Source organism: Streptomyces sp. B3I8, assembly GCF_030816915.1.
Taxonomy (GTDB): domain Bacteria; phylum Actinomycetota; class Actinomycetes; order Streptomycetales; family Streptomycetaceae; genus Streptomyces.
The window spans coordinates 3013341-3040307 of record NZ_JAUSYN010000002.1 but is presented as its reverse complement, the minus strand read 5'-3'; the positions used below and the strand labels follow the sequence as shown (position 1 = coordinate 3040307).

Annotated in this window: 22 protein-coding genes and 2 pseudogenes; 10 read left to right on the top strand and 14 right to left on the bottom strand. The window is 73.5% G+C overall.

Annotated elements, in window-relative coordinates; genetic code table 11:
- Window positions 1-18 precede the first annotated feature (18 nt).
- The gene (locus QFZ64_RS15490) at window positions 19-1968 is read left to right on the top strand and encodes an MFS transporter (RefSeq protein ID WP_307066095.1); all 1950 of its coding nucleotides are present in this window, start codon (window positions 19-21) and stop codon (window positions 1966-1968) included.
- A gap of 583 nt (window positions 1969-2551) precedes the next feature.
- Here the strand turns inward: QFZ64_RS15490 and QFZ64_RS15485 are convergent.
- Window positions 2552-3073 carry a glutathione peroxidase gene (locus QFZ64_RS15485; RefSeq protein ID WP_307066093.1) on the bottom strand — a complete coding sequence of 174 codons (522 nt, stop codon included), beginning with the start codon at window positions 3071-3073 and terminating at the stop codon, window positions 2552-2554.
- A 10-nt stretch (window positions 3074-3083) separates the two neighbouring features.
- A pseudogene (locus tag QFZ64_RS15480) lies at window positions 3084-3499 on the bottom strand (winged helix-turn-helix domain-containing protein); the annotation flags it as partial.
- Between the two features lie 7 nt (window positions 3500-3506).
- Between QFZ64_RS15480 and QFZ64_RS15475 the strand changes: the two are divergent.
- Window positions 3507-3787, top strand: a pseudogene (locus QFZ64_RS15475) (MFS transporter); the annotation flags it as partial.
- A gap of 31 nt (window positions 3788-3818) precedes the next feature.
- Here the strand turns inward: QFZ64_RS15475 and QFZ64_RS15470 are convergent.
- Entirely contained in the window at window positions 3819-4124 is a 306-nt protein-coding gene (locus QFZ64_RS15470) for a zinc-ribbon domain-containing protein (protein ID WP_307066091.1), read from the bottom strand.
- Window positions 4125-4209: 85 nt separating this feature from the next.
- Between QFZ64_RS15470 and QFZ64_RS15465 the strand changes: the two genes are divergently transcribed.
- The 4 genes from QFZ64_RS15465 (at window position 4210) to QFZ64_RS15450 (ending at window position 8267) form a co-directional block, all read left to right on the top strand.
- Window positions 4210-4662 carry a MarR family winged helix-turn-helix transcriptional regulator gene (locus QFZ64_RS15465; protein ID WP_307066089.1) on the top strand — a complete coding sequence of 151 codons (453 nt, stop codon included), beginning with the start codon at window positions 4210-4212 and terminating at the stop codon, window positions 4660-4662.
- Window positions 4663-4791: 129 nt separating this feature from the next.
- Entirely contained in the window at window positions 4792-5157 is a 366-nt protein-coding gene (locus QFZ64_RS15460; RefSeq protein WP_307066087.1) for a rhodanese-like domain-containing protein, read from the top strand.
- Between the two features lie 226 nt (window positions 5158-5383).
- Entirely contained in the window at window positions 5384-6853 is a 1470-nt protein-coding gene (locus tag QFZ64_RS15455) for an FAD-dependent monooxygenase (protein WP_307066085.1), read from the top strand.
- Window positions 6854-6908: 55 nt separating this feature from the next.
- Window positions 6909-8267, top strand: coding sequence for an SGNH/GDSL hydrolase family protein (locus QFZ64_RS15450; protein ID WP_307066083.1), 1359 nt, complete (start codon window positions 6909-6911; stop codon window positions 8265-8267).
- 55 nt (window positions 8268-8322) lie between these two features.
- Here QFZ64_RS15450 and QFZ64_RS15445 read toward each other — a convergent pair whose 3' ends face one another.
- Complete coding sequence (locus tag QFZ64_RS15445; RefSeq protein WP_307066082.1) at window positions 8323-11676, bottom strand: BTAD domain-containing putative transcriptional regulator; 3354 nt, start codon at window positions 11674-11676, stop codon at window positions 8323-8325.
- Between the two features lie 698 nt (window positions 11677-12374).
- Between QFZ64_RS15445 and QFZ64_RS15440 the strand changes: the two genes are divergently transcribed.
- Together QFZ64_RS15440 and QFZ64_RS15435 are read left to right on the top strand one after the other, a co-directional pair.
- Complete coding sequence (locus QFZ64_RS15440; protein ID WP_307066080.1) at window positions 12375-12713, top strand: MerR family transcriptional regulator; 339 nt, start codon at window positions 12375-12377, stop codon at window positions 12711-12713.
- A 217-nt stretch (window positions 12714-12930) separates the two neighbouring features.
- Complete coding sequence (locus QFZ64_RS15435) at window positions 12931-13290, top strand: hypothetical protein (protein WP_006143949.1); 360 nt, start codon at window positions 12931-12933, stop codon at window positions 13288-13290.
- A gap of 122 nt (window positions 13291-13412) precedes the next feature.
- Here the strand turns inward: QFZ64_RS15435 and QFZ64_RS15430 are convergent, their stop codons facing one another.
- The 3 genes from QFZ64_RS15430 to QFZ64_RS15420 form a co-directional block, all read right to left on the bottom strand.
- Window positions 13413-13727: a CBS domain-containing protein gene (locus QFZ64_RS15430; protein WP_373430611.1), complete on the bottom strand. Its 315-nt coding sequence runs from the start codon at window positions 13725-13727 to the stop codon at window positions 13413-13415.
- Between the two features lie 178 nt (window positions 13728-13905).
- Complete coding sequence (locus QFZ64_RS15425) at window positions 13906-15408, bottom strand: DEAD/DEAH box helicase (protein ID WP_307066077.1); 1503 nt, start codon at window positions 15406-15408, stop codon at window positions 13906-13908.
- Window positions 15409-15679: 271 nt separating this feature from the next.
- A complete protein-coding gene (locus QFZ64_RS15420) occupies window positions 15680-15883 on the bottom strand; it encodes a cold-shock protein (protein WP_020119326.1) in 204 nt (67 codons plus the stop codon).
- A 472-nt stretch (window positions 15884-16355) separates the two neighbouring features.
- Between QFZ64_RS15420 and QFZ64_RS15415 the strand changes: the two genes are divergently transcribed.
- Together QFZ64_RS15415 and QFZ64_RS15410 are read left to right on the top strand one after the other, a co-directional pair.
- The gene (locus tag QFZ64_RS15415) at window positions 16356-17960 is read left to right on the top strand and encodes an oxidoreductase (protein WP_307066075.1); all 1605 of its coding nucleotides are present in this window, start codon (window positions 16356-16358) and stop codon (window positions 17958-17960) included.
- Between the two features lie 237 nt (window positions 17961-18197).
- Complete coding sequence (locus QFZ64_RS15410) at window positions 18198-18836, top strand: response regulator transcription factor (RefSeq protein ID WP_307066073.1); 639 nt, start codon at window positions 18198-18200, stop codon at window positions 18834-18836.
- A gap of 383 nt (window positions 18837-19219) precedes the next feature.
- On the opposite strand, the gene QFZ64_RS15405 is transcribed toward QFZ64_RS15410, so the two are convergent.
- The 7 genes from QFZ64_RS15405 to QFZ64_RS15375 all read right to left on the bottom strand — a co-directional run bounded on the left by QFZ64_RS15405 (window position 19220) and on the right by QFZ64_RS15375 (window position 26956).
- Window positions 19220-20299 carry an LLM class flavin-dependent oxidoreductase gene (locus QFZ64_RS15405; protein WP_307066071.1) on the bottom strand — a complete coding sequence of 360 codons (1080 nt, stop codon included), beginning with the start codon at window positions 20297-20299 and terminating at the stop codon, window positions 19220-19222.
- Window positions 20300-20449: 150 nt separating this feature from the next.
- A complete protein-coding gene (locus QFZ64_RS15400; protein ID WP_307066068.1) occupies window positions 20450-21391 on the bottom strand; it encodes a type II CAAX prenyl endopeptidase Rce1 family protein in 942 nt (313 codons plus the stop codon).
- A complete protein-coding gene (locus QFZ64_RS15395; protein WP_307066066.1) occupies window positions 21388-22251 on the bottom strand; it encodes a CPBP family intramembrane glutamic endopeptidase in 864 nt (287 codons plus the stop codon). Before QFZ64_RS15395 ends, QFZ64_RS15400 begins: the two co-directional genes overlap by 4 nt.
- Window positions 22229-23587 (bottom strand): YcaO-like family protein, encoded by a 1359-nt coding sequence (locus tag QFZ64_RS15390; protein WP_307066064.1) that lies wholly within the window; start codon window positions 23585-23587, stop codon window positions 22229-22231. Before QFZ64_RS15390 ends, QFZ64_RS15395 begins: the two co-directional genes overlap by 23 nt.
- Window positions 23580-24698 carry a hypothetical protein gene (locus tag QFZ64_RS15385; RefSeq protein ID WP_307066062.1) on the bottom strand — a complete coding sequence of 373 codons (1119 nt, stop codon included), beginning with the start codon at window positions 24696-24698 and terminating at the stop codon, window positions 23580-23582. The genes QFZ64_RS15390 and QFZ64_RS15385 overlap by 8 nt, the downstream gene beginning before the upstream one ends.
- A gap of 21 nt (window positions 24699-24719) precedes the next feature.
- Window positions 24720-26033 (bottom strand): coproporphyrinogen-III oxidase family protein, encoded by a 1314-nt coding sequence (locus tag QFZ64_RS15380; RefSeq protein WP_307066061.1) that lies wholly within the window; start codon window positions 26031-26033, stop codon window positions 24720-24722.
- Window positions 26030-26956 carry a SagB/ThcOx family dehydrogenase gene (locus QFZ64_RS15375; protein ID WP_307066059.1) on the bottom strand — a complete coding sequence of 309 codons (927 nt, stop codon included), beginning with the start codon at window positions 26954-26956 and terminating at the stop codon, window positions 26030-26032. Before QFZ64_RS15375 ends, QFZ64_RS15380 begins: the two co-directional genes overlap by 4 nt.
- Window positions 26957-26967 lie beyond the last annotated feature (11 nt).

Sequence of the window (26967 nt, the reverse complement as noted above, 5' to 3'; positions counted from 1 at the left end):
CACGGGGAGTGCCTTGACGTGGCCGCAGCGGAGCCGACACATGCCGACGACTCCCGTCCGGGAAGCGAGCCGACCCGGCGAATAGCGCTGCCCACGAACGGGCCCACCGACGGACCGGCCGTCGGGTCCACCGAGGAGCCGGCCGCCGGGTCCACCGAGAGGTCGAGCACCGGATCGGCCGAGGGGCCGGCCGACGGCCCCCGCGACCGTCCTCGCGACAACCCCCGCGGCGGGCGCCTCGGCGACGCCCTCGCCCCGTTCACCCGGGTCTTCCGGCAGCGCCCCGTGCTGGCCGTCACCGTGCTCTCCGGGGTGCTGCACCTCGTCTGGTTCTTCACCTTCGCGAACAGCGGCGGCGACCTCGCCGCGCAGGACGCGTGGGCCGAGTTCGTCGGCCGGCATCCCGACTCGGCGTACAACCTCGCCTGGTACGGCGGCATGCACCCGGTGTCGTACAGCGTCGTCTCGCCGTATCTGATGTCCGTGCTCGGCGTCCGTACCACCATGATGATCGCGGGAACGCTCTCCGCCGGGCTGCTGACCATGATGCTGATCCGCAGCCGCTCGGTCCGTGACCCGCTGGGACCCGCGCTTGCGGGCGTCTTCGCGCTGCTGTGCAACGCGGCCTCGGGCCGGGTGACGTTCGGCCTCGGCACGCTGTTCGGCCTGGGCGCGACCGCCGTGGTCTTCTGCTGGCCGTACCGCTGGCGCTACAAGCGGTGGGCGAAGGCGCTGTGCGCCGCCCCGCTCGCCGCACTGGCGACCATGGCCTCGCCGGTGGCCGGACTGTTCGTCGGCCTGGTGGCGGTCGCGCTGTTCCTGCAGAAGCGCCGGCCGGGCGCCTGGGCGCTGGGACTGGCGCCGGCCGCGGTGGTGGCGCTGTCGGCGTGGCTGTTCCCCTTCTCCGGCACCCAGCCGATGTCGGTCGGCTCGGTGATCCTGCCGTTGCTGTACTCGGCGCTGGTCTACGCGCTGGTGCCGAAGGAGTGGAAGACGGTACGGATCACGTCGGCGGTGTACGGCATCTCGATCCTGCTGGTCTGGCTGATCAGCTCGCAGATCGGCTCGAACATCACGCGGCTCGCGATGCTGTTCGGCGGCGCCGTGCTGCTGGCCGCGCTGCCGTTCGCCGTGCCGCGCAGCCGCAAGTGGTACGCGATCGTCGTGGCCTGCGCGGGCTTCGCGACGTGGATCGGCTTCAAATCGGTCGACGACGTCGTGCACACCACCCCCGCGGCATCCTGGGCACGCGAGCTGGCGCCGCTGGTGAACGAGCTCCAGAAGGCCGGTGCCGACAAGGGCCGCGTCGAGGTCGTCCCGGCCGCCTCGCACCGGGAGGCGTCCGCGCTGGCGCCGTACGTCAACCTCGCGCGCGGCTGGAACCGCCAGGCCGACATGGAGCGCAACCCGCTCTTCTACGACGACACCCTCAACTCGGCCAACTACCACGAGTGGCTGCGCCGCTGGGCCGTCCACTTCGTCGTCGTCCCCAAGGACGAGCCGGACGGTGACGGCGGGGAGCGGGAGCGGCAGCTCGTGCAGCGCGGAATGCCCTATCTGAAGCAGGTGTGGGGCGACACCAACTGGCAGCTGTTCACCGTGACCGACCCGATGCCGCTCGCCGATCCGCCGGCCGTGGTGGACCGTGCGGAACAGGGCGAGCTGACGATCGAGGTGAAGGAGGCGGGCCGGGTCCTGATCCGCATCCCGTACTCGCCGTGGCTGGGCCTGGTCGACGCGGACGGCAAGGGCGTCAAGCCGCCGCAGGAGACCTCACGCTCCAAGCACCGCGCGGAGGGCGAGCCGAAGACGTTCGACAACGTCAACGGCTGCCTGACGGAGACGGAGGAGGACGCCTCCGGCGACAAGTGGACCGAACTCCTCGCCCCGAAGCCCGGCGTCTACCGCCTGGGCGCCCCGTACCAGCTCCCCCGAGGCACCCCGTGCCCGGAGGAGCTGCGCCCCTGAGTGCTGTCCCGCAGCATCCTGGCTCTGCGGGCTGTCACGTGCTCTGCCCGTCGTCCACCCGGGCGAAGGGACGGGACAGCCCTTGGCGTCCTGAGTCGCTGATTCGTCTGCGGTGTGCACCGAGTTCCTGGGTTCCGGTGTCGCTGCCCGCCTTCCGCTTCGACGAGGCGCTCGTCACGCACCGTCTGGCGAGACCGGTCGGCCATGACCCGCCCCCTGCTGCACCTGTGGAAGTAGGGGGACGGCGGCATGTTCATGGCTGTTCGCGTCGCTCGCTGCGGAAAAACGCGTCCGCAGGTTCTCGTGTGTGCCGAGTTTCTCCAGGTGTTCCAGCGTGAGCCGGATACGCGTGGACACGGTGAGCGCCACCTCTTCGATCCGACGAACCTGCCCCGAACCCTCCTTGAGGGGACGTCAGCACGGCGTGACGCAAGAACCCCCGCGACCGTGCGACCGGTTCGGGGGCATGGCCTGCCGCGCACTGGGCGCCACAGGGCGCGAGGGCGGCAAGGCCCCCAACCGTTCGTGGGTACGGCACAGTCGGGGGCACGTTGCCGTACCTGTCGGCAAGGGGCGCGGGAACCTACCCCAGGGCCCCCTCCACCGCGGACACGACCTCCGCCGACTCCGGCTCGGTCTGCGGGGCGAACCGGGCGACGACCGCCCCGTCCTTCCCCACCAGGAACTTCTCGAAGTTCCAGCGGATGTCGCCGGTGTGGCCCTCCGCGTCCGCGACCTCGGTCAGGCGCGCGTACAGGGGGTGCCGTCCCTCCCCGTTCACCTCGACCTTCTCGGTCATCGGGAAGGTCACCCCGTACGTCGCGGAGCAGAACTCGGCGATCTCCTCCGCGCTGCCGGGCTCCTGCCCGAGGAACTGGTTGCAGGGCACGCCCAGCACGGTGAACCCCCGCTCGGCATACCGCTCCTGCAGCCGCTCGAGGCCCTCGTACTGCGGCGTCAGCCCGCACTTGGAGGCGACGTTCACGACGAGGACGGCCCGGCCGGCGTACTGCGACAGATCGGCGGAGCCACCTTGCAGGGCGCCGATCTCGACATCGAGGACGGAGGAGGACGTGGGGGACCCGGAATTCTCTACGGTGGTCATGCCTCGGATGCTAACTCCCTGCCGGTGACCGATCGCGTCCCGAGCCCCCGGTTCCCTTCCGCGCCCCGGCCCCGTCCCGGTCGGCGCTCGCCGCCCGCTGTGCGGCGACCAGTACCTCCCCCGCCCCCGTCCGCCCGTACAGCACCGATCGCCCCGCCCGCCGCCGCTCCACCAGCCGCGCGTCCCGCGGCACCCGCAGGTGCCGGCCGACCGAGCCGGGCCCCTGTCCCGTCAGCGCGACGAGCCGGCTCGTGCTCAGCGGGGAGTCGAGCAGGACGAGCACCCGGGCCCGCGGGGTCCCGAGCAGCGTGCCGAGCCCCTCGGGCACGGCCGGCCCGACGGGGTCGGCCGGCGCCCCGGCGCCCCGGCGCACGGGTGGACGAGGGCGTACCGCTCCGGTTCCTCCCACGACACCCACGCGATCCGCTGCGGGTTCGCGCTGCACCCCCCGGTGCCGGTCGCGGTGGCGTGCGCGGCCCTGGCTTCCGTCGGCTTCGGCGCGAGCCTGCTCCAGCAGGAACGTCCGATGGCTCTGACCCCGCCGGATCCCACCGGCCACGCCCTCGGCCTGCACTCGGCCGGCATGCCGACGCCGCAGGGCCTCAGCGCGGCGGCGGCCGGTACCCTCGCCCAACTGTCGTCCCCGGCCACGGCGATGACGCCCTGGCGGCGGCCTCGCTCGCGGTGACGGCGGGCCTGGCGGCGGCCGGGCGGCCGGGCGGGCCCGGGGCCGGTTCGGCCCGGTTCAGGACTGGTACGGCTGCTGCTGGGGCGGCTGCGGCTGACCGTACGGCTGCTGCGCGGCGGCCTGGCCGGACGCGGCCTGGGCCAGGAGTTGATCGGCCTGCTCCTTGATGATCTTCTGCTCGGCACCGCAGAAGGTGCACTGTGTCGCGTACTTCACCGAGACGGGGAACAGCGGGACGAAGAACAGCGTGAACTTCGTGACGCGCTTGCGCAGCGTGTGCGCGGCGGGATTGCCGCACCGCCCGCACAGCAGCGTCAGTATCGCGAGCTGGTACAGGTATCCCCTGGTGCCAAAAATGATCACGCCGCAGGCCTTTCCCCGTTCGACACCCCCATTGCGCCGTACAGAGTACGCGGCCCCGGTGACATCGGCCGATAACCTGCCCTCCATGCCCACACCACCCTCTCCGGCACCGCCCGCGCCCCCCTTCAGCCCCACCGTCGCGCTGCTCACGGTGGGAAGGGTGTGGGAGGACGCGTGCGCGCGGGCGCTCAAGCCGCTCGGGCTGACCGTCCGGAAGTACGGGCTGCTGGGGCACGTCCGGGGGACTCCGGGCATCTCGTTCAGCGAGCTCGCCCGCCGGTCACGGATCACCGTGCAGAGCGCGCACTCCGCGGTGGCGGGGCTGGTCGGGGCCGGGCTGGTCGACGACGGGACCGCGCACGCCGGGGCGGCGTCCACCCTGCGGGTCACGGCCGCCGGGGAGATGCTGCTGGCCCGGGCCGCGGAGGCGGTGGCCCGCCTGGACGGGGAGTTCGCCGAGCGGCATCCGGAGCTGACGGAGGCGCTGCGTGCGTATGTGGTGCGGGAGGTGTCGGGGGGCCGGGCCGCTCGGGGATGAGCGACAACCTTCAGGTAGCCTGAAGGTCATGAAGCTGATGACGCTTACGAAGGTCATGAAGGTCATGAAGGTCACTGAACCCGTCCTGGCATCCCGGTCGCGCTTCCTCCCTGCCCCGGCGGCCCGCTCATGAGCCTTCGCCATTACTTCCGCCGGCCGCCCGCGATCACCGCCGCCGAGGCGGTCCGGCTCGTCGCGGAGGGCGCGCTCGTCGTGGACGTCCGCCGCGCGTTCGAGTGGAACCGGGTGCACATCCCCGGTGCCGTCCACATGCCGCTCGAACAACTCCCCCTGCGATTCCTGGAGTTGCCGGAGGACCGGCTGCTCATCACCTTCTGCACCGGCGGCCTGCGCTCCGCCGGCGCGGCGAACCTCCTCGTGGAGAACGGTTTCGACGCGGTCAACATGAGCCACGGCCTCATCGACTGGCGCGCCTCCGGCGGCCCCCTCACGACGGACGGACCGGACGGGCAGGCCCCGCCGGGCGGGGTCTGAATCCGGCGGTTCCCCCACGCCTGTCCGTGCGGCCCTGTCCCCGCCGCCGTCCTCCCCGCAAGCTACCGGTGAACCTGCCGGTGCCGTCGATCGTGGTCCGCACGACAGTCCCGTGACAGCCGTGTGTGCGGACGGCGCCAGTGGCCCCCCGCAGTCTGTGCATCGAGGGCGGGGCCCGGACGGGCCTCGGCACGGGGGAACCAGGACGGACGGAGACACCAGAACGATGAACACTTCCGCAGCGCACGGCCCGCATGACGCAGGGGACGTCCAGGAGACGGACGACGACGTCGTCATCGTCGGCGCCGGTCCGGTCGGGCTCTTCCTCGCGATCGAGTTGCACACCGCCGGTGTGCGGCCGGTCGTGCTGGAGCGGCTCGCCGAGCCCGACGTCGGCATCAAGGCGGCCGCGATCGGCGCCGTGGCGGTCGAGGCGCTCGAGCGGCGTGGCCTCGGACCGGCGCTCGACAAGGCCGAGGTGCCACTGCCGGCGGCGAAGGCGGCCCGCGCCCGTCCGGGTCGGGTGCGCAAGCCGGGCGGTCACTTCGCCGCGCTGTTCGTGATCGACCAGGACCTCCAGCGCGAACCGGACCGCCACAGCCGCATGGTGCCGCAGGACGCGCTCGAACGGATCCTGACGGCCCGCGCGGCCGAACTCGGCATCGAGATCCGCCGCGGCGTCACGGTGCGGGAGCTCGCCCAGGACGACGCCGGCGTCACCGTGGGGACCAGTGCGGGCCCGCTGCGCGCCTCGTACGTCGTCGGCTGCGACGGCGGCCGCAGCACCGTCCGCAAGCTGGCCGGCTTCGCCTTCCCCGGCACGGACCCGACGCTCACCGGCTACCAGGCCGCCGTCGAGTTCGACGCGCCCGAGAAGCTCACCCCGGGCTGGCAGCGCACCCCGCGCGGCCTGATCACCGCCATCCCCGGACGCGTCTTCACGGCGGAGTTCGACGGCCCGCCGGCCGACCGGGACGCGCCCCTCACCCAGGACGAGGTCGAGGCGGCGATCCAGCGGGTCAGCGGCACGGACGTCCGGATCGTGTCGATGGAGAAGGCCACCCGCTGGACCGACCACGCCCGCCAGGCGTCCACCTACCGCGACGGCCGCGTCCTCCTCGCCGGCGACGCCGCGCACGTCCACTCGCCCTTCGGCGGCCAGGGCCTCAACCTCGGGCTGGTCGACGCCGCCAACCTCGGATGGAAGCTCGCCGCCGCCGTGGCGGGCCGCGAGGACCTCCTCGACTCCTACACCGCCGAGCGCCACCCCGTCGGCGCCCGCGTCCTGGAGAACACCCGCGCGCAGATCGCGCTCGTACGCCCCGACCCGCTCACCGACGCGCTCCGCACCATCGTCAGCGACCTGATCCGACTCCCCGAGGGCAACCGCCACATCGGCGAGATGCTGTCCGGCGTCGGCATCCGGTACGACCTCGCAGACGCCGACCCGCTCGTCGGCACCCTCGTCGCGGACCGCCTCCTCACGCTGGCCGACGGCACCGTCGAGTACCTCTACACGCTGATGGAGGAGGGCGGCGGCCTGCTCGTCTCGCCCTCCCCGCGGCCGCTCCCGCCCGGCGTCCACCTCGCGCACGTCAAGGAGGGTCCGGCACTGCTCGTCCGCCCCGACGGCTGCGTCGCGTGGACGGACGCGTCGGAGACCTCGCTCGACGAGGCGCTCGCGTGTCGGCTCTGAGACAGCGACGTGGAACACGGCCTCGTACGCGCGCCCGCACAGGAAGGGTGAACCCGTGACAGAGCACCAAGAGCACAGTGAGTACCAAGCGCACAGTGAGCACGACGCGCGTCAACACCGCGAGTCGGCGCCGGGTACCTGGGTCGCCGCCTGGGGTACGGCACAGCAAGTGGCGCGCCCCGCCGAGCCCGGGGGCGGGCCGCAACTGCCGGAGCAGAACCCGGACTTACCGTCGGACGGCGACCCGGCGGACGACACCCCGGCCGAGGAGACCGGTGTCGGGGAAACCGGCGCCGAGGAGGAGCCGGCGGCCGCGCCCACGAAGATCGGCGCGGGCACAGTCCGCATGGTCGCCCGCGTCACCGTCGGCGGAACGGCCGTACGGGTCGCACTGTCGAACTCCTTCGGCCACGCGCCGGTGCGCGTCGCCGCCGCGCGGATCGCGCTGCACGACGGCGGCGCGGCGATCCGGTCCGTCAGCACCCGGACGCTGACCTTCGGCGGGCGCGAGGAGGTCTTCCTGCCGACCGGCGCCCAACTGCACAGCGACCCCGTCCCGTTCGAGGTGGCCGCCGGGACCGACCTGGTCGTCTCGCTCCACGTCCCCGACCAGGACGTCACCCCGACGGCACACGAACTCGGGCTTCGCCCGGCGTGGCTCGCGCCGGGCGACCAGTGCGACGCGCGGGACCTGCGGGACGCCACCGGGTTCCGGTCCTACCTCTGGCTCACCGGCATCGACGTGCTCGCCCCGACCGGCGCCGCGGCCGTCGTCGTCCTCGGCGACTCCCTCGCCGACGGCGCCGGCACCACGCCCGGCGCGGACCTGCCGTGGCCCTCGGTACTGGCCCGCAGGCTCGCGGCCCGGCCGGACCTGCCGCCGCGCGCGGTGGTCAACGCGGGCATCGCCGGCAACCGCGTCCTGCGCGAGGCCGACGGGTTCGGCGCGAGCGCGCTGGCCCGCTTCGACCGTGACGTGCTGGCCCGCCCCGGGGTGCGCTGGGTGGTGGTGGCGGAGGGGGACAACGACATCTGCTTCGGCTTCATGCCGGGCATGCCGGAGAGCGAGCGGGTGACCGCGCAGGACGTCATCGCCGGCCACCGCATGCTGATCGGCCGCGCGCACCTGCACGGCCTGCGCGCCATCGGCTGCACCCTGACGCCGTTCGGCGGCACGTTCGTCTTCTCGCAGGAGAGCGAGCGGATACGCCAGGACGTCAACCGGTGGATCCGCGGCAGTGGCGAGTTCGACGCCGTGGCGGACACCGACGCGGCCGTCCGCGACCCGTCGGACCCCACCCGGCTGCGCCCCGCGTTCGACTCCGGCGACCACATCCACCCCAACGACGCGGGCAGCGGCGCGCTGGCGGAGGCGTTCGACCTCGACATGTTCCGCTCCCACGCGGCGGAGTAGCACAGACCGCTGGCAGGGGTGACGGGGGCGGTGCGTGGGGTGCCGCCCGCCCTCCTCACCCCGACCCCGCCGGATCGGCCCGGCGCATCGCCTCCGCACCGTCCAGCCCCCGCCCCTCCCCGTACGCCATGGCGAACGCGTCCTCGCCCAGCGCGGCGCGCGCCCGCGCGGTGACCGCCAGGACCTGCGGGTCGCTCCGGTCCTCCACTCCCCGCAGCCGTGCCGCCGCCCCCAGCCGCACCGCCGCCTCCCGGTACGCCCCGCGCGCCACCGCCCACTCCGCCCCCGTCACGGCGACCGTCGCCAGCACCGGCAGGTCACGGCTGGACACGGCCGCCGCGTACGCCCGCCCCAGCGCTGCCCCCGCCCCCTCGGCGTCGCCCCGCCGCAGACACAGCCGGGCCCGGACCGATCCCGCGAGGGCCCGGCCGTGCCGGCCACCGGCCGGCACCCCGACACCCGCCTTCCCCTCCGCCGCGTCGAGCCGCGCCGCCGCCCGCTCGGTGTCGCCCAGCCGCAGCCACAGCCCGGCCTCCAACGCGGCCACGACGACGGCCAGTTCCGCCGACGCCGTCCGTGTCACCCGCTCGTGGAGCGCGTCGAGCAGCACCCGCGCCCGGCCGGTCTCGCCGCGGCGTGCCAGCAGGTCGATCCAGCGGACGTCGAGGAACACCTCGTCGGCCAGGCTCAGCGAGCCGAAATCGGCCGCCTGGGCCCGTGCTTCGGACAGATCCGCCAGCGCGCCGTCGAGATCGCCGTCGTACTGCCGCAGCAGCGCGCGCATCGGCAGCGTGGCGGCCAGCCCCCAGCGGTCGCCGACCCGCCCGAAGGCGTCGAGCGCGGCGGCCACGTCGACGCGGACCTGGTCGAGATCGCCCCCGTTCTCGGCGAACGAGGCCCGGAACATGTGCGCGAGACCGGACAGCCACACGTCGGGCCCGTCGGCGAGCCGTCGCACCAGCGCGAGGGAGGCCTCGTGCTCCCGCAGGAAGTGCAGCGTGATCGCGGCGAGCACACCGGCGAACCCCGGCAGCGACGGCTGGGCGAGCAGCCGGTCGGCGAGGTCGCGCAGGGCGGTCTCGTGCCCGGCGAGCGCCTCCGCACCGAGCGGCGAACGGGCGTTGATCCGGTTGAGCAGGAGGACGGCCTCGGCGACGGCCCGGTCCGGCCCTCCCGCGTCCGGCCCACCCGCGTCCGTCGCCCTTTGCCCGGTGACGGGCAGGGACAGCGCCCGTTCCTGCCAGTACGCCGCGTCGGCGTGCCGGCCGAGGATGTGCCAGTACCAGGAGAGATCCATCGCGAGCGCGACGGCCGCCGCGGAGTCGCCGCTGTCGCACAGATGACGCAGCGCGGCGAGCGCGTTGTCGTACTCGCCGCGCAGCACGCGCAGCGCGTCGAGCTGGCCGCGACCGCGCAGCAACGGCTCCTCGCGCGCGACCAGACCGGCGAGGTACCGCGCGGCGAGATCCCGGACGGCACCGAGCGTGCCCCGCCCGGCGAGCCGCTCGGTCCCGTACTCGCGCAGCGTCTCCAGCATCCGGTGGCGGCCGGTGCCGGACGCCCGGTGCAGCAGCGACTTGTCCGTCAGGGCGGCGAGCAGCTCGGGAATGTCGTCCGCGACCACCGGCGTGCCGGCGCAGAGCGCGGCGGCCGACTCCGCCGTCACGCCACCGGGCAGGACACAGACGCGTTCGGCGACGGTGCGCTCGGCCTCGTCGAGCAGGTCCCAGCTCCAGGCGATGACCGCGCGCAGCGTGCGGTGGCGCGGTGGCGCGGCCCGGCTGCCCGTGGCCAGCAGCCGGAACCGGTCGGACAGCCCGGCGGCCAGCTCGGCCGGCGACAGGGTGCGCAGCCGGGCCGCGGCCAGCTCCAGCGCGAGCGGCATGCCGTCCAGTCCGCGCACCAGCCGTACGACGTCGTCGCGCGTGCTCTCGTCGACGGCGAACCCGGGGCGTACGGCCGCGGCCCGCTCGGCGAACAGCCGCACCGACGCGCTGCGCCGGACGTCGTCGAGCCCGTCCTCGGCGTCCGGCAGCGGGAGCGGGCCGAGCGGGACCAGGGCCTCGCCGTCGATGGCCAGCGGTTCGCGGCTGGTGGCCAGTACCCGCAGCCCGGGGCAGCGCGGCAGCAGCGCGGCGAGCAGACGGGCGACGGCGTCGACGAGGTGCTCGCAGTTGTCGACCAGCAGCAGGCTCTCCCGGCCGCCGAGCCGGTCGACGAGGACGTCGAGTTCGTCGAGGTCGTCGGTGCCCGCGCGGAGCCGGCCCCCGGGCGCCTCGAAGAGCGCGGCGCCGCGCAGGCCGATCGCGGTGAGCACGGCCGCGCCGACCTTGGCGGGTTCGGTGACCGCGGCCAGGTCGACCAGCCAGGTGCCGTCCCGGTACGCGTGCCGGCGCCCCGCCTCCACGGCGAGCCGCGTCTTCCCGGCCCCGCCCGGCCCGACGACGGTCACCAGACGCCCGGCCCGGAACAGGGCGTCCACCCGGGCGAGATCGTCCTCGCGCCCGACGAAGCTGGTCAGCGCGGCGGGCAGATCCCCGCCGCCGACGCGGCCACCGCTGGTCGCGGGGCCGGGTTCCGGGTCGACGGCGGGACCTGAGCGCGAGGCGTCCGGGGCTTTTGACGGGTGTGCCGCGTCCGACGCGTCCCGCGGTATCCGTGTGCGCAGCAGCCGCAGGTGGCGTTCGCGCAGGGCGGTGCCGGGGTCGGCGCCGAGGTGCTCGGCGAGACTCTCGCGGACGCGTTCGTACACGGCGAGGGCGTCGGCCTGGCGCCCCTGCGCGGCGAGGGCGTCCATCTGGAGGGCGGCGGGCCGCTCGTCCATGGGGTGTGCGGCGAGCAGTGCGGTCAGCAGGGCGACGGCGTCGTCGGCACGGCCGAGAGCCAGCTCGGCCTCGGCCAGGTCCGCGCCCGCCTCCCGCGCGACACGTTCCAGCCGCGTCGCGACCGCGGGGGCGACCGCGGCGATCACCGACGGTTCGCCGTACAGCGCGACCGCCTCGCCCAGCGCCTCCGCCGCCGCACCGGGGTCGCCGGCCCGGAGGCGGTCGCGGCCGCGCGCGGCCAGCCGCTCGAACCGCAGGACGTCGACGTCGTCCGGTGCGACGCCGAGGCGGTAACCGCTCTCGGACCGCAGGACGATCCCGCCCCGGCCCCCGCCCCCTTCCAGCAGCCGGCGCAGCCGGGACACCAGCGACTGGAGGGCGTTGGCCGGGTCGGCCGGCAGTTCCCGCCCCCACAGCGCGTCGACCAGCACATCCGCCTCGACCGACCGTCCCCCGGCCAGCGCCAGCCGGGTGAGCAGCCCGCGGAGCCGGGCGCCGGAGACGTCCACGACGGTGTCACCGCACCGGACCTCGAACTCGCCGAGGAGCACCACCCGCACCCGTACCCGCTCATCCCCGCGCACGCCACGATCCTCCCGCGTACGGCCCCGCGGACCCAAACCCGCCCGGCGGCCTCGAACCGGCCGACCCGTCCAGGCGGCCGTACGCGCCCGCGGGACCGATCCCTCCACGCAGTCGAGGCGGGGCCCGGAAACGAGGGCGGGGGCCGCGCGAGCCCGGCACCGACGGCAGGAACCTTTCACCCGGGGCGGCGAATACCTGTCGTGGCTGATGTAGACATGCGGCAGCGTCGGAGTTATTGTTTCCGTCGTAGCCAAGAAGTCCACAAGGCGCGGCAGACACGAACTGCCCGCATGCGGATGGAAATGTGGCACGGCAGTGGAGTCGCGGGGCCGAGGTCGGTCGTGGTCCCGTTGCTGGCTGCCGGGCCCGGCGGTCATTCCAGGGCCGCCGACAGTACGCAGCATCCGCAGTGGCCGAGAAGTGCATCGCAAGGAAGCAAGAAAGAGACAAGGAGGCGAACGCCATCAGGATCGCCCGGGCGGGAAAGGCTGGCCCGGGTACCGCAGGCCCCGGAACGGAAGGTGGTCACACGGTCACGCATCCGCGATCCCCGCACGACGGGCCCTCTCCCGGGGGCACGTGCGGAAACAGAGGGCCGGTTTCGCAGTAGGCCGGTCGATGGTGTTACAAATCCCTCGGGGCCTTGGTGCCGTACGGCACCAAGGCCCCTCGACGCGTTATCCGATCAGAGGTGCAGATGACCGCAGACAATCCGCTCGACAGAATCGACGACGACGACTACCCCGCCTACACCATGGGCCGGGCGGCCGAGATGCTCGGCACCACGCCCGCCTTCCTGCGCGCACTCGGCGAAGCCCGCCTGATCACGCCGCTGCGCTCCGAGGGCGGCCACCGCCGTTACTCCCGCTATCAACTGCGCATCGCGGCCCGCGCCCGGGAGATGGTGGACCAGGGCACCTCCATCGAGGCGGCCTGCCGCATCATCATCCTGGAGGACCAGCTCGAAGAGGCCCGGCGCATCAACGACGAGCTGCGCCGCGGCGACGCCGGCTCCAGCCGCAAGGCGGACGCCTGACCGTGTCCCCGGCATGCCGCATGTTCGTCGGTCCGGCCGACCCGCCGATCCCGTCAACCTGCCGATCCCGCCGATCCCGCCGATCCCGCCGATCCCGCCGATCCCGCCGATCCCGCCGGTCCTGTCGGTCCCGTCGGTCCTGTCCATCTCGGTATATCCGGCCGGGAGGACCCTCTCCCGACCCGCCCGGTCGGGCCAGTACATAGAATGCGGTCTCATGCCGAAGCCTGACGAGCTGATCACTGGCATCGCCGCCCTCGTGGAAACGGGGCAGAGCAGCCGGATGTCCCTGACCGTGGTCACCGGCGGTGCCGTCCTCACGGGGCGCCTGGCTCCCGAAGCCGTGTGGCGGCAGCGGGTGGCGGAGGTGCTGACGGGATCCGCCCAGCTGAACGAGTTCGCCGCCGTCTTCGACACCGATACGAAGCGGGACGGACCGCCCACCCACCTGCACTTCCACATGGCCCGGATCCTCCAGGGCACGATGGGGATCCCGGAGACGGGCGGGATGTACCGCGTCGCGATCGAGGACGTCAGCGCCTGGACGGTGGGCGACTTCAGCTACTCCGACCACTGACCCGCACCGGTCCGCCCGCCGACCCGTTCCCCGAAGAACACCTGTCCCACCGACGGCCCAGTGGCCGGTCCGCGGCTCCGCCCGGACCGGCCACTCCTTTGCGTACCCCCCGCTGACGCGCGTCAGCGGGACAGGGCGCCGACCCGGCGGTGCCGCACCGCATGCCCGGCCTCGGCCACCGTGCCGTGGCCGTCGGCGATGTCACGCAGACGGACCCGGTCCGTGTAGCCGGAACCGTTCCGCACGGCGGTGAGCCGGGCCAGGGTGACCAGTCCGGTCCGCCGGCCGTCCGCGTCGCAGATCACGAGGTGAGGCGTACGGGCGGCGGCCATCACGGACAGCGCCACCTCGACCGTCATGTCGTCCCAGACCTGGGGTCCGGGTGCCGCCATGGTGTCGGCGCCGGCGCGGCGGGGGTGTGTCTCGGTCAACGTCAAAGGTGCCTCCTGCGGCGATGACCGGCGATGAACGCCGGCGAGCGATGAGCATGCGGCGATGATTGGCGACGAGCGGCGGATCCGCGTGCGGATCGGTGCCGGATCCGTGCGGGCCGACGCAGGATCCGTGCGGGCCGACGCGGTGACAGGTCCAGGCCCGGCCGGGCCTGGACCAGCCCTAGGAGGCCGCGGCCCCTGTGGCGGGCCGCTGCTGCTCGCGGGCGCGCCGGGCCGCGGGCACCGGACGGCGCCGGCCGCGCGCGGCGGGGCTGCGCCGGGGACGCTCGACGACCGGCGCCGCGATGACGACGGGGATGCCGGACGGGGCCTGGGCGCCGGTGATGCGGTGCAGGGCCTCTCCGCCCGTGTGGACCTCCGTCGTCAGCGGGACGATGCCGGCCGCCGCCATGAGGCGGGTCATGGCGCGGCGCTGGTCCGGCGTGACCAGCGTCACGACGCTGCCCGACTCCCCGGCGCGGGCGGTCCGGCCGCCGCGGTGGAGGTAGTCCTTGTGGTCGGCCGGCGGATCGACGTTGACGACGAGGTCGAGGCTGTCGACGTGGATGCCGCGCGCCGCGACGTTGGTCGCCACCAGGACGCCGACGTGCCCGGTCCTGAACTGCGCCAGCGTCCGGGTGCGCTGCGGCTGCGACTTCCCCCCGTGCAGGGCGGCGGCCCGGACCCCGTTGTCGAGGAGATGCGCGGTGAGACGGTCGACGGCGTGCTTGGTGTCCAGGAACATGATCACGCGGCCGTCGCGCGCGGCGATCTGCGTGGTCGCCGCGTGCTTGTCGGCGCCGCGGACGTGCAGGACGTGGTGCTCCATCGTCGTGACCGCGCCGGCCGAGGGGTCGACGGAGTGCACGACCGGATCGTGCAGGTACCGGCGCACCAGGGCGTCGACGTTGCGGTCGAGCGTGGCGGAGAACAGCATGCGCTGCCCCTGCGGGTCGACCTGGTCGAGCAGCGCGGTCACCTGCGGCATGAAGCCCATGTCGGCCATCTGGTCCGCCTCGTCGAGGACGGTGACGGACACCTGGTCCAGGACGCAGCCGCCGCGGTCGATGAGGTCCTTCAGACGCCCCGGGGTCGCGACGACGACCTCGGCACCGCCGCGCAGCGCGCGCAGTTGCCCGCCGATCGACACCCCGCCCACCACCGTGGCCAGGCGCAGCTTCACGGCACGGGCGTACGGCGTGAGCGCCTCGGTGACCTGCTGCGCCAGCTCACGGGTCGGTACGAGGACCAGTCCGAGCGGCTGCCGGGGTTCGGCGCGCCGCCCGGCCGTACGGGCCAGCAGGGCCAGCCCGAACGCGAGGGTCTTGCCGGAACCGGTGCGCCCCCGGCCGAGGACGTCACGGCCGGCGAGGGAGTTCGGCAGCGTCGCGCCCTGGATCGGGAACGGCACGGTCACGCCGTGGTGGCCGAGCTCGGCCAGCAGCTCCGCCGGCATGTCGAGATCGGCGAACTGTTCCACGGCGGGCAGCGCCGGGGTGAGCGTCTCGGGAAGGGCGAACTCGCCACCGGGCGCGGCGGCGCGGCGGCCGTGACCACCGGAACGGGCCGCACCGCCCGAGCGGCCGGAGAACGAGCCACCGAACCGGCCGCCGTTCTTCCCGGAGGAAGCGCCGCCGTTCCGGGTGGTGCGGGAGAAGTGGTTGGTCTGGCGCGTACGGTTCATGCGGAACCTTCCTCGATGCGGCACGTATCAAGGAATTCCCGCAGCGAAAAGCGGCACGGTGAATCGCGATACAGACCGGTGGAACGCGAATGCGAATCTGGCCGGCGGGGAAATACGCGCGGGCTCAGCTGCTGAGGTGCTGAAATTCTCGACGCGAGGGGGCGGGGCGACACGGCACTGGGGCGCCCGCCGCGATCCTCACGGAAAAAAAGCAGCTGGGGCCCGCACCCCAAGGGATGCGGGCCCCAGCTACGTGCGTGACGTGCAGGCCTTACGCGGGAACGATGTTCTCCGCCGTCGGGCCCTTCTGGCCCTGCGCGATGTCGAAGCTGACCTTCTGGCCCTCGAGTAGCTCGCGGAAGCCCTGGGCGGCGATGTTCGAGTAGTGGGCGAACACGTCAGCGCCGCCACCGTCCTGCTCGATGAAGCCGAAGCCCTTTTCCGAGTTGAACCACTTCACGGTACCGGTAGCCATGTCGATCTCCTTCGGGGGGTGCGTCGGAATCCGCACTGCGCGGACCCCGCGTCGCCGTGATGATCAGCCCGCCCGGAAATGACCGGTGATACACGAGAACTTCCGGCGGCGTGAAGCCGACCGGGAAGCGCCCGGAAATTCGGGAACCACAACTGCAACTGAGAAGGACAGTAGCACGTCGGGGCGCTCCGTGCGGAGTGAACGATTTCGCTTCGCTTTTTGCCGCAGAAAAGCTGTGCAGGCGTTTCGCGCAATTCTCACTCCGCGCCTGCAGATAATGAGGACACGGAGGTCCACCGCCGCGGCCCGCACCGACCCGAGCCACGGACGCCGACCGTGGGTGAGAACGGGACCATGCGCGGACGCGGAAGCGGACGGGGGAGGGCGGGAGCATGTGCGGACGGGGAGGGCGCACCCCGGCATGCGGAAAGACCTTGCCCGGCACGCTCCGTCACCAGCAGGATCATGGACCATGCACCCCGACGAACTCAGCGCCCCGGAGCGCCGGTTGTGGGACGCCGTCCCGCAAGGACGCCCCGTCGAGTTTTGGGACCCCCCGGACGCGGCGGAGGGGGCGGGCACGGCGGGAACGACGGTCCGGGCGCGCGTCGTCGCGGCGCTGCTGCTCGGCGCGGGCGGTGACCCCGAGCCGGGTGACCGCCCCGCGCTGCGTCTGACCGGTGCGCACATCACCGGCCGGCTCGACCTGGGCTTCACCGAGATCGCCGTACCCGTCCTCCTGGCCGACTGCCGCTTCGACGAGCCTCCCTCGCTGCGGGGTGCGCGGATCCGCGAGGTGGTCCTGACCGGCTGCGAGATGCCCGGCCTCGTCGCCGACACGGCCGAGATCGACGCAGGGCTGGTGCTCTCCCGCTGCCGTGTCACCGGGCCCCTCGTGCTCGACCGCATCCGCGTCAACGGTGATCTGGACCTGCGCGGCACCGCCGTCGGTTCGCCCGGCGGCGAGGCGATATCCGCCGTTCGCGCCGAGGTGGGGGGCGACGCGCTGTGCACCGGCCTGACCACCGAGGGGCGCTTCCGGCTGTCCGGCGCGTCCGTCGACGGTGAGTTCGACCTGGAGGGCGCGTCACTGAGCAACCCCGGCGCGCACGCCCTGGACGCCTACCACATCCGGGTCGCCGGGGACTTCACGTGCCACCCGGGCTTCCGCGCCGAAGGGCGGATCATTCTCTCCGGAGCCACGGTCATGGCGGCCGTCGGCTTCTGCGGCGCCCGGCTGAGCAATCACGGCGACATCGCGCTGGAGGCGGTCGACGTCACGGTCGGCCGCAACGTCGACCTCGGCCGAGGCCTCACCGTCGACGGCGGCATCACGCTCGACGGCACCCGCGTGGGCACGGAGCTCAGCTTCCGCGACGCCGGCCTCTCCCACGCCGGGGAGACCGCCCTGTCCCTGCGCGCGGTGCAGGCCCGGGCGACCGACCTGCGCACCCGCGGGCCGGTCGACGGCGTGGTGGACGCCCGCGACGCCCGGCTGGGAACGCTGTACGACAACCCGGACACCTGGCCCGACGACCTCCGGCTGAGCGGTGCCACGTACGACGCCCTCGCGCTTCCCCTGCCGGCCGCCGAACGGATCCGCTGGATCGAACGCACCGGCGACGGCTACCTCCCGCAGCCGTACGAGCAGTTGGCGGCGGCCTACCGAAGGCTCGGGCACGAGGACGAGGCGCGCACGGTGCTCCTTGCCAGACTGCGCCGTCGCCGCGCCGTCTCGGCCCCGCACGTCCGCGCCTGGGGCCACGTCCAGGACGCGGTCGTCGGATACGGATACCGGCCGCTCCGCGCGGCCTCGTGGCTGCTGGCCGCGCTCGTCTGCGGCGCGTTCTACTTCCATCTGTACACGCCTGAGCCGCTCGAGGCAGGCAAGGCCCCGGACTTCAACGCCGTCTTCTACACGCTCGATCTGCTGGTGCCGATCATCACCTTCGGCCAGGAGAGCGCGTTCGCGCCGCGCGGCGCCGGGCAATGGCTGGCGTACGCGCTGATCGCGGCCGGCTGGATCCTGGCCACCACGGTCACGGCCGGAGTCTCCCGCGCGCTCGGCCGGCAGTGAGGGAGCAGGACCGTAGGGAAGTGCAGACCGCAGGGCGCACGGTCGTGCGGCCCGCGCGGGGCGGGTGCTCAGGCGCCCGGCACCGCCTCCCCGAGCTCGGCCGCGGGCGAGGGGCGGGAACGCGGCAGTGAGGTTGAGGTGTGTGGGGCGGGAGTGGCGGATTCCGAGTGGCTGGATTCCCATGGGCGTGTCCGGGATCGTGGCAATCTGAGATGGAGGGAACGGGGGAGGCACGTGGTGGAGAGCGGCGATGTGCTCAGAACCGTCCGGCGCGAGATCACCGTCCTGGTGGCCGAAATCGACGACCTCGACCGCCGGGCCTTCGTCCATCTGCTCCAGCACACCTCCGGCCTGCGCCTTCTGGGCGCCGCCGGGACCAGGAAGGACGCGGTGCGCGAGACCGCCCGGCTCGGTCCCGACGTGGTGCTGGTGGACCTGGAACGGAGCGAGGACGCGCTCGGGACGGTCGCGGAACTGCGCCGGCAGTGCCCTCGTGTGCACAGCGTCGTCCTGACCACGGCGGGGGACGTGGCGCGGTTGCGCAGGGCGGTGGCCGCGGGAACCAGCGGCTTCGTCACGAAGAGCGTGTCCGTCGCGGAGCTGCGCGAGGTCATGCTGCGGGTGGTGGCCGGGGAGCGCGTCCTCGACCCGGAACTGTCCGTGCAGGCCCTGCTCGCCGAGCGATGTCCGCTGACGCTGAGAGAGGGCGACATCCTGCGGGTGTCCCGGGACTGTACGACGGTGGCCGACATCGCGGCCACCGTCTCGCTGTCTCCGGGCACCGTACGCAACTACCTGTCGCGTGCCATCAACAAGACCGGCGCCCGCAACCGTCACGAGGCGGCCGAGGAGGCCGAGCGGCGGGGCTGGATCTAGGGTCTGTCGTTTGGATCAGGTCGCAGGGGGCCGACGGCGCCGCTCCAGCGCCGGTGAGTGACGACAACGCCGCAGATGTGCGTGCCAGGCCCCGCGTCTGCGAGCTGATCCAAACGGCAGGCCCTGAGGGCTGTCCCGTGATCCCCGGCGGGCGCGCGAGGACAGCTACGGCACCTCGCCGCGTTGTCGGGACGTCCGCATACATCCAGTACGCGGACGCCCCTCCGCCTTGCGATGCACCGCACCGACGCCGCGCGCTGATCCACCGGGGATCACGGGACGGCCCTTGGGCCGTCGACCCGTCGTGTTCGCGCCAGTCCCGCGGTGCGCGCGCGGCCGTGTGGACGTCGGTGCGCGGAGTCGTCCGGGCCGGGCGACTGTCGCTAGGAGAGGTCCAGGCGCGGCAGGACGTCGGCGCAGAAGAGCTCCACGCTCGCGCGGGCCCGCGCACCGTCGACCGCGCCGAAGTCGACCTGCCAGAGGAAGCCGTCCACGCCCAGAACCTCGGCGATGGCGTGGATACGGTCGGCCACCCGGCCGGGGCCGCCCACCACGGCGCCACCGAGGGTGCGGAACGACTCGGGGGTCATCGCGCGGATGGCCCGGCTCATGCCGGTGTATCCGCGGTAGTCGGTGCTGACCGTGCTGGTCCACGCGTCCGTCGACTCGGCCCAGACCCGCAGGTAGTGGGCGAGCAGCGGGTCCGCCGCCGCGTACGCCGCACGGTCGTCCGTGCCGACGTACAGCGGGAGGCTGGCCAGTACGCGGCCCCGTGACGTGCGGTGTCCGCCGTGCGTGGTGTGCCCGCTGAGCTCGAAGCTCTCGCGGTACACGGCGATGTGATCCGCCATCTCCTCCAGCGCGGTGAGCGCCGGGGTCACCAGGAGCCCATGGCCCTGCTCGCCCGCCCAGGCGAAGCTGGAGCGGGACCGGACGGCCGCGATCCAGGTGGGCGGGTGCGGATCCTGCACTGGGCGGGGCAGCGTCGTCGCCTCGGTGAACCGGAAGAACGGGGTGTCGACGGTGGTCTTCTCCTCGGTCCACAGCCGGCGCACGGCGTCCACCGTCGCCACGAACCGCTCCCGGCTGCCGTCCATGGGGACGCCGAACGCCTCGAACTCGTAGGGGAGATAGGCCCGGGCGAAGCCGACATCGAGGCGGCCGTCGCTGAGCGCGTCCACCATCGCCGCCTCGGAGGCGAGCGCGAGGGGATGGTGGAAGACCGGCAGCACGCAGCCGGTCATGAGCCGCACCCGCGTCGTGACCGCCGCGACGGCCGACAGGAAGGCGAGCGGGCTCGGGCAGTAGCCGCCGTACGGGCGCAGATAGTGCTCGGTGATCTTCACATGGCTGAGTCCGGCCTGGTCGGCGTACCGGCTGAGGTCGAGGGCCATGCGGAAGTACTCCGGTGCGGGCAGCGTGGAGTGCTCGGCATCGGGGAGGAACGACAGACCGTGCTCCATGACGTAAGCGACCTCTTCTCGCTCTAGACGACGGCTGGACGGCGGCTGGACCGCGGCGAAGACGTGGACGGCGGCTGGACGACGGCGAGGACGTGGACGGCGGCTGGACGACGGCGAGGACGTGGACGACGGCGAGGACCTGTACGGCGGCTAGATGACGGCGAAGACGAAGAACACGACGTGCGCCACGACCAGCGGCGCGACGAAGGGCGTCGTCCAGAACACCAGGCCGTGCACGACACCCATCACCACGCCGCCCACCACGGGGAACATCGCCCCCTGCCAGGACGACATGAAGAAGGCCTGCATGAGGACGAACAGGACGATGGACGTGGTGAGCGCCACGACCGGGCCCGCCTCGCGCAGCCAGGTCAGGGCGACGCCACGGAAGACCAGTTCCTCGGAGGCGACCTGGACGCCGGTCAGGCCGAGGGCCGCCCACAGGGGCAGGACCTTGAGGGAGGTGAGATGGTGGCGGATCCAGCCGCCGCGCGAGCGTCCCAGCCAGGAGCGCAGGCTCTGCCCCTGGTCCGCGGGGTCCGCGACGGCGCGTGGACGGCGGGCGGGACGGGGCGGGGCGAGCGCGCGGACCGGGCCCAGTGCGCCCCGGTCCCCCGGGCCCACCGTGCCGCGCGCCCTCGGGCCCGGCGGCATGCCGCGGACCGGCGGGCCGGTCACGCCCGGGCTCGCCGCACCCGCCACCCCCCGGTCCGGGCGCGGCCGCCTCCGCGCCCGGGTCCGGCGCGCCAGGCTCAGTTCGATCAACGCCCGGCACAGCAGCGACCCGAGCGCCAGTTCCCCCACGCCGAGCAGGACACCCAGGGCGAGGAGGCCGGGGTCGGCGAGGCCGCTCACCAGCATGCCGGGGCCGATGCCCGTCACAGCGAGCAGCAGGGCCACCACGACGACATGGCTGGAGCCCGCCGCGGCCAGCTCGAACACGTCGGCCCGCTGCGCGGTGCCCCAGTGGGACGGGCCGATACGCGTCACCGCAGCAAGCCGGCGCGCGCCGCGGAACAGCAGGGTTTTGCCGAACCAGTAGTAGACGACGACCACGGCGGCCAGCGTCAGCACACGCCCCGCCGTACTCACCGGGCCGCACCCCACACCGGGGCGCCGGTCCGGACCCGTCCGGCCGCGCTGGGGCGGGCCCGGTGGTAGCGCCAGACCCACAGGTTGAACAGGGCGTGGCCGACGACGGCGGGCAGCACCGTCCCGGTCACGAGCACGGCGCCGGCGCACAGCCCCGCGAGGGGCAGCTTGGACAGCACCTGCCCCCAGCCGAAGAACACATGGGACACGGCGAAGACGAGCTGTACCCCGAGCAGCGCCCCCACCACCGCGACCGCCGGTCCGGCGCGCAGGGCGAGCCCCGTCAGGACGCCCCGGTACACCAGTTCCTCGGCCACCGCGACGGTGAGCAGCAGGGACAGGCGGACGCGCAGGTCGGCCGAGGTCGGCGCGAAGTTGTTGCGGGCCTCGATCAGCCCGGTGCGCCGGGTGGTCGAGGCGGACACGGCGACCCCGGCCGGCCTGGCCTGCCCGGAGCGCAGCGTCACCGACCGGTCGTCGCGCACCGTGTGCCCGGTCCTTCGCCCCCACCACCGGGTGAGCGACCGGTCGGCGCGGGTGGCCGCGTACCCGACGAGCGGGCCGAGCAGCAGCCCCGCGAGCAGCCCGGAGGCGGGGGAGCCGAGCCCCGGCACCCAGGCACCGCCGACCGGTCGCAGCACCCCGGTGCCGAGCAGCGCCCCGCCGCCCGCGACGGTGAGCGTGCAGACGCAGGCGTGCAGGGCCAGCATCGGCACCCGCCGCAGCCCGGACCAGCGGGTGTGGAGGTGGGCGGCGACGGTCATCGACGCCAGGCCGAGGACCACCACCGTCGCCGTGAGGAGGGGCCGCGTGTCGGCGGGGACGAGGGGGAGGAGGTCAGGGGAAGGGATGGGGGACATGCCGCCGGAACCCTCCGTAGGCCGCGAACCGGGGGTGGGCCGCCGTCGGCGCGCTCGGCAGCGGCAGGGTGAGCAGGTCGGGGCTCCAGAAGCGGGCCACGACGAAGCCGAGCGCCGCCGCGTCCACGGTGGTCAGGTCCCCGGCGTACAGGCGTTTGCCGGTGTCGTGGAAGGCCGAGACGAGACGGCGCACGGAGTGTGCGGCACCGCGGTCCTCGGCGTCCGGCGGGAGGTCGTCGGCGCCGGTCTCCGCACAGTCCCCGTAGCGTTCCTCGACGACCCGGGCGCCCTGCGGGGAGGCGGCCAGGACGACGTTGCTCTCCAGGTCGAAGATGGCCTCCTCGCCGGGGCCCGCGCCGGACACCCGCTCCTGCACGCTCGTCCACGTGGCGAGGGCGCGCACGCCCACGCCCTCCAGGAACGACTTGTACATCGCCGCCTCCAGCCGGTCGTCGATGCCCAGGCCCACGACGACGGCGGGCACCTGGCCGCCCGGTTCGCGCAACAGGCAGGCGACGGTGAAGCCGGGCAGGTCGGCGCTGGGCAGCAGATGGAACTCCGGCTGCCCGCCCAGGGGATGACAGTGGCGGGCCACCAGCCGCAGGAGTGCGGCGGTACGCCGGCCCGGCGCGATGCGCACCGACCGGGTGGCGCCGTACCAGTGGCCCACCGCGGCGTCGATCTGCACCATCTCCTGGAGCGCGCCGAGCGCGGCCCGGTCCGGGTCGGTGTGCGCGGCCGTGCCGGTGGTGACGGCGGGCTGCACCCACGGCTCGCCCTCGCGGTCCCGCACCACGTAGCCGACGGTGGTCAGTTGCGCCGGCAGCCAGGTCGGCCGGCCGTCGCGCAGGCGGGTGAAGCGGCTCCAGCCGAACCGGTCCCCGGGCCCCGGGCGCCGGAAGGGGAAGCCGGGACCCGCCAGCTGTTCGTCGGTGAAGGGGACGTAGGTGCCGAGGGGGAAGTGCGGTGCGTCGTCGCCGAGTTCCGCCTCGGTGGCGAACCGGACGGGATACGCGCCGCTGACCGCCGCGACGTAGCCGGCGTACCGTTCCACCACCTCGCCCAGGGTGCGGATGTGCGACTCGTAGGGGCGCACCCCGTACCCGCCGATGTGGTAGCTGCCCAGCTTGGGGCGGGGCTGGTCGCGCAGGACGTGGACGCCGGTGAGGTCGCCCCCCGAGACCAGCAGGCGCGGGGCGTACCGGGGCCGGGAGAGGAAGCCGAGCTGGGGCATGAGCCCGCAGAGCGGCGAGTGCATCCGGCGGCGCAGCCGGGCGGTCTGGACGTCGGGCGGCTCGACCACGCGCAGCCCCGACGCGGTGCGCAGCTCAGGCATCGATCCACCGCCTGACGTCGAAGTAGATCTCCGTGCCGTCCCGTTCGGGCACGGTGCCGCACGACGGGCAGCCCGGCAGCCTGAGCACGTCCGAGTAGACCATCTCCATCGACGGGAGGTAGATCCCGAGCACCTTGCCGACCGTGCTGGTCGTGCCGGTGACCGCCATGTTCACGGCTTCGAGCGCGGCGTGCGAGGCGAGGAGCGAGGACAGGACCCCGGCACAGCCGTCGTCCGCTGTCCGTCCCTCCGTGGAATGCCCTTCCGCGGTATGTCCTTCCGCGGTGTGTCCGTTCGCCGTGTGTCCGTTCGCCGCGTGTCCGTTCGTCCGGGCGCCGGCGAGTGCCTGCTTGTAGCGCTGGTAGGCGGCGCCCTCGCGGAGGTTCATCACCACACGGGTCTCGAAGCAGGTGAAGCAGGCCGTGCTGTCGGGCACGAACGTCGGGCCGACCAGCAGCAGCGGCCCGTCGACGGCCGCCTGGATCCAGGGTGTGTCCAGCGCCAGGGCGACGCGGTTGAGCACGGCCAGGCGCAGCGGGTGGACGGTGTCGGCGACATGGACGAGCAGACAGCCCCGCCAGTCCTCGAAATTCTCCACGAACCGCTCGAAGGCCAGGCCGTCCTCCAGCAGGTCCAGCGGACAGTCGTCCAGCAGCGCGACCAGGCGGTCCTCCTGGTCCGGCCCGCTCACCGACAACTCCTCGTGCGCGCCGAGCAGTTGCGACACCTGGGCTGCCGCGGGCCCATCGCCGAGCATCCGCACGTGCCGGAAGGCGGCCCGCTCGACCCGCCCGCTCGCCATTCGGTCCAGGAACGCGTCGAGCGCCGTGGAGGGACCGTGCTCCAGGACCGCCAACTGGTCAAGGTGGTCGATGAGTGCTTCCAGTTCGGTGCGGGTGACTCCCGCCTCCTTGGCGAGCTGCGCCCGGTCCCTGGTGCCGTCGAGTCCCATGACAAGTGTGCTGAGACGGCCCCCGCCACTGTGGTCGACGAGCGTGATCGACTGCGGGCTCCACACACCCGAGCGCAGCTCGACCGTGTTCTGGTCGTGCGGTACCACGGAATAGACGGACTTGATGCGCACGGTGCGGCTGGTGCGTCGCGTGGACACGGACGTCTCCTCTCGTTCGGGTCAGCCCATGAGCGTGGCGGCTGTCACCGACAGGTCGGTACGCCCCTGCTGGGGCGAGTTCAGGTACTGCAGTTCGATGAACGCGTCGGCGATGTCCGCGCGGGGCAGCCGGAGCCCGTCGTCGTCGCGTGTCACCGCGGTGACGGAGCCGAAGAAGTCCAGGAGGGTGCGGCAGGCCCGTTGCCCCGTCACGTCGTCGAAGGGCTGCCCGGTGCGCCGCTCCCACCACTCGCGCCGCGCGCCCTCGTACGTCGTCAGGGACTGGTAGAGCATGCGGGGCGCGATGGCGGCCGAGCCGAGGTCGTAGTCCTCGTCGAAGGCGAGCGGGTCACGGTTGTAGTCCAGGAGCCGGCCGCGGCCGTGCGCGAGATAGCGGCCGCCGAGCACGGACGTCGCCCCCGATCCGAACCCCGCCCAGTCGCAGCGCAGCTGGAAGTAGGCGAGATCGCTGTGGCACCGCAGGCCGCCGGTGCCGAAGTGGCTCATCGCGTACTCCTCGAAGCCCGCCCCGGTCAGCAGCTCGGCCCCCTCCGCGTAGCCGCGCTTCTGCTCGTGGCGGTCGAGACGGCGGTTGCCGCGCCCGAGCTGGCGGCGCATCACGGTGCCGTGCGCGGGCCGGTAGGGGTAGAGCGCGACGTGGGTGAGGGGCAGGTCGAGGGCGACCCGTACGGCCTCCCGCGTCTCGGCACTGGGCTGCCCGGGGAAGCCGCAGATCAGGTCGATGCTGATGTCCTCGAACCCGGCGTCCCGCGCCTGCTGGACGATGGTGCGGGCCTGGCGGGCGTCATGGCTGCGGCCGAGCGTGCGCAGCCGTGCGTCGTCGAAGGACTGCACGCCGCTGCTCAGCCGCCGGAAGCCGATCTCGCGGAAGGCCGCGAGTTTCTCGGGCTCCAGGGTCTCCGGGCTGCACTCGATCGTCGATTCCAGCAGGTCGCCGCCCAGGGCGGGGAACGCCCGGTGCAGGGCCGCGCCGACGCGTGCGATCTCGTCGAGGGAGAGGATGGAGGCCGTGCCGCCACCCCAGTAGAGGATCGTGGGGCGGTATCCCGCCTCGGTCAGCCGGGTGCCGCGTTCGGTGATCTCGTGGCACAGGGCGTCGACGTAGCGCCGGCGCGGCTGGTCCGTCTCGGTGAGCAGCAGCTCGGAGGTGGGGATCTCTGTGACCCAGTCGCAGAAGTGACACTTCGAGCGGCAGAAGGGGATGTGGACGTAGACGAGAAGGTCCCGGTCCCGTTCCCTGTCCCGGCCCCGTTCCCGGTCCCGTTCCCGGCGGGTGGCCACCGTCGCCTCGGGCGGCTGCGGGGAGGTGCTCACTCCAGCCTCCCCAGCACCACCGCGTGCACGGCCGCCTGCAGCACCCCGTCCAGGCCGAGCGCGGCGTGCAGCCGGTCGTCCACGAAGCTCGCGCAGTCCGTGGAGGCGAGGCCGAGGGACGTCACCGCCAGATGCGTGTTCTGCGTGATGCACCCCGTCTCGTGCAGCACGAACCGCAGGCCCCGGGGTCCGTACTTGCGCATGCTCCGCCAGGGGCTGGCGACCATGACGACCAGCGCCGCGGCGGTGTCGAACGAGATGGCCGTGCCGGGGGTCACGAAGGCGTCGAGCACCCGGTCGACGACCGCCTGGCCGCCCTCCCGCACCAGCACGTCTCGCACGGGCTGGTAGCGGTACACGCCCACGTCCAGGCCCGTCACGTCGAGCGCCACCACCTGGAGGGCCACCGGGAAGAGGCCGCCGCCACTCGGTGCCGTACGGAAGCGGTACGTCTCCCGGCCGCCGCGCAGCAGTTCTATGTCGGCCTCCGCCGTCACCCCGTCGGCGAGACGCAGCACCGTCGCCAACTCCGCCGAGGAGAGGGGGTCGCCGCTGTAGCCCCGGACGCTGCGGCGCCGCATCAGGGCCTCGCCGAGTTCCATCGTCGCGGGCACCGAGGCGGGCAGCTCGACCCGCTGGTGCGGGGGTACCGGGTCGTCGTCGAGCTGGGCGAGCGTCGTCACCATCGTGTCGCCGAAGTAGTCCGACGCGGACAGCACACCCTCCCGGTCGGGGGCCCGCAGCCGGCTGGCCGTGAGGAAGTCCTCGGCGACCCTGCTGCTCACGCCGCCCGCCGTCTCGGCCCCGAGGTTGTCGAACCGGAGCTGGTGGGTGCGCACGCCCACGGCCCGTGCCTCGGGCGCCATGACGCGGTAGGCGTTGATGCCGACGCTGAACTCGTCGAACCCGGAGTCCTGTTGCATGCTGCGGCCCT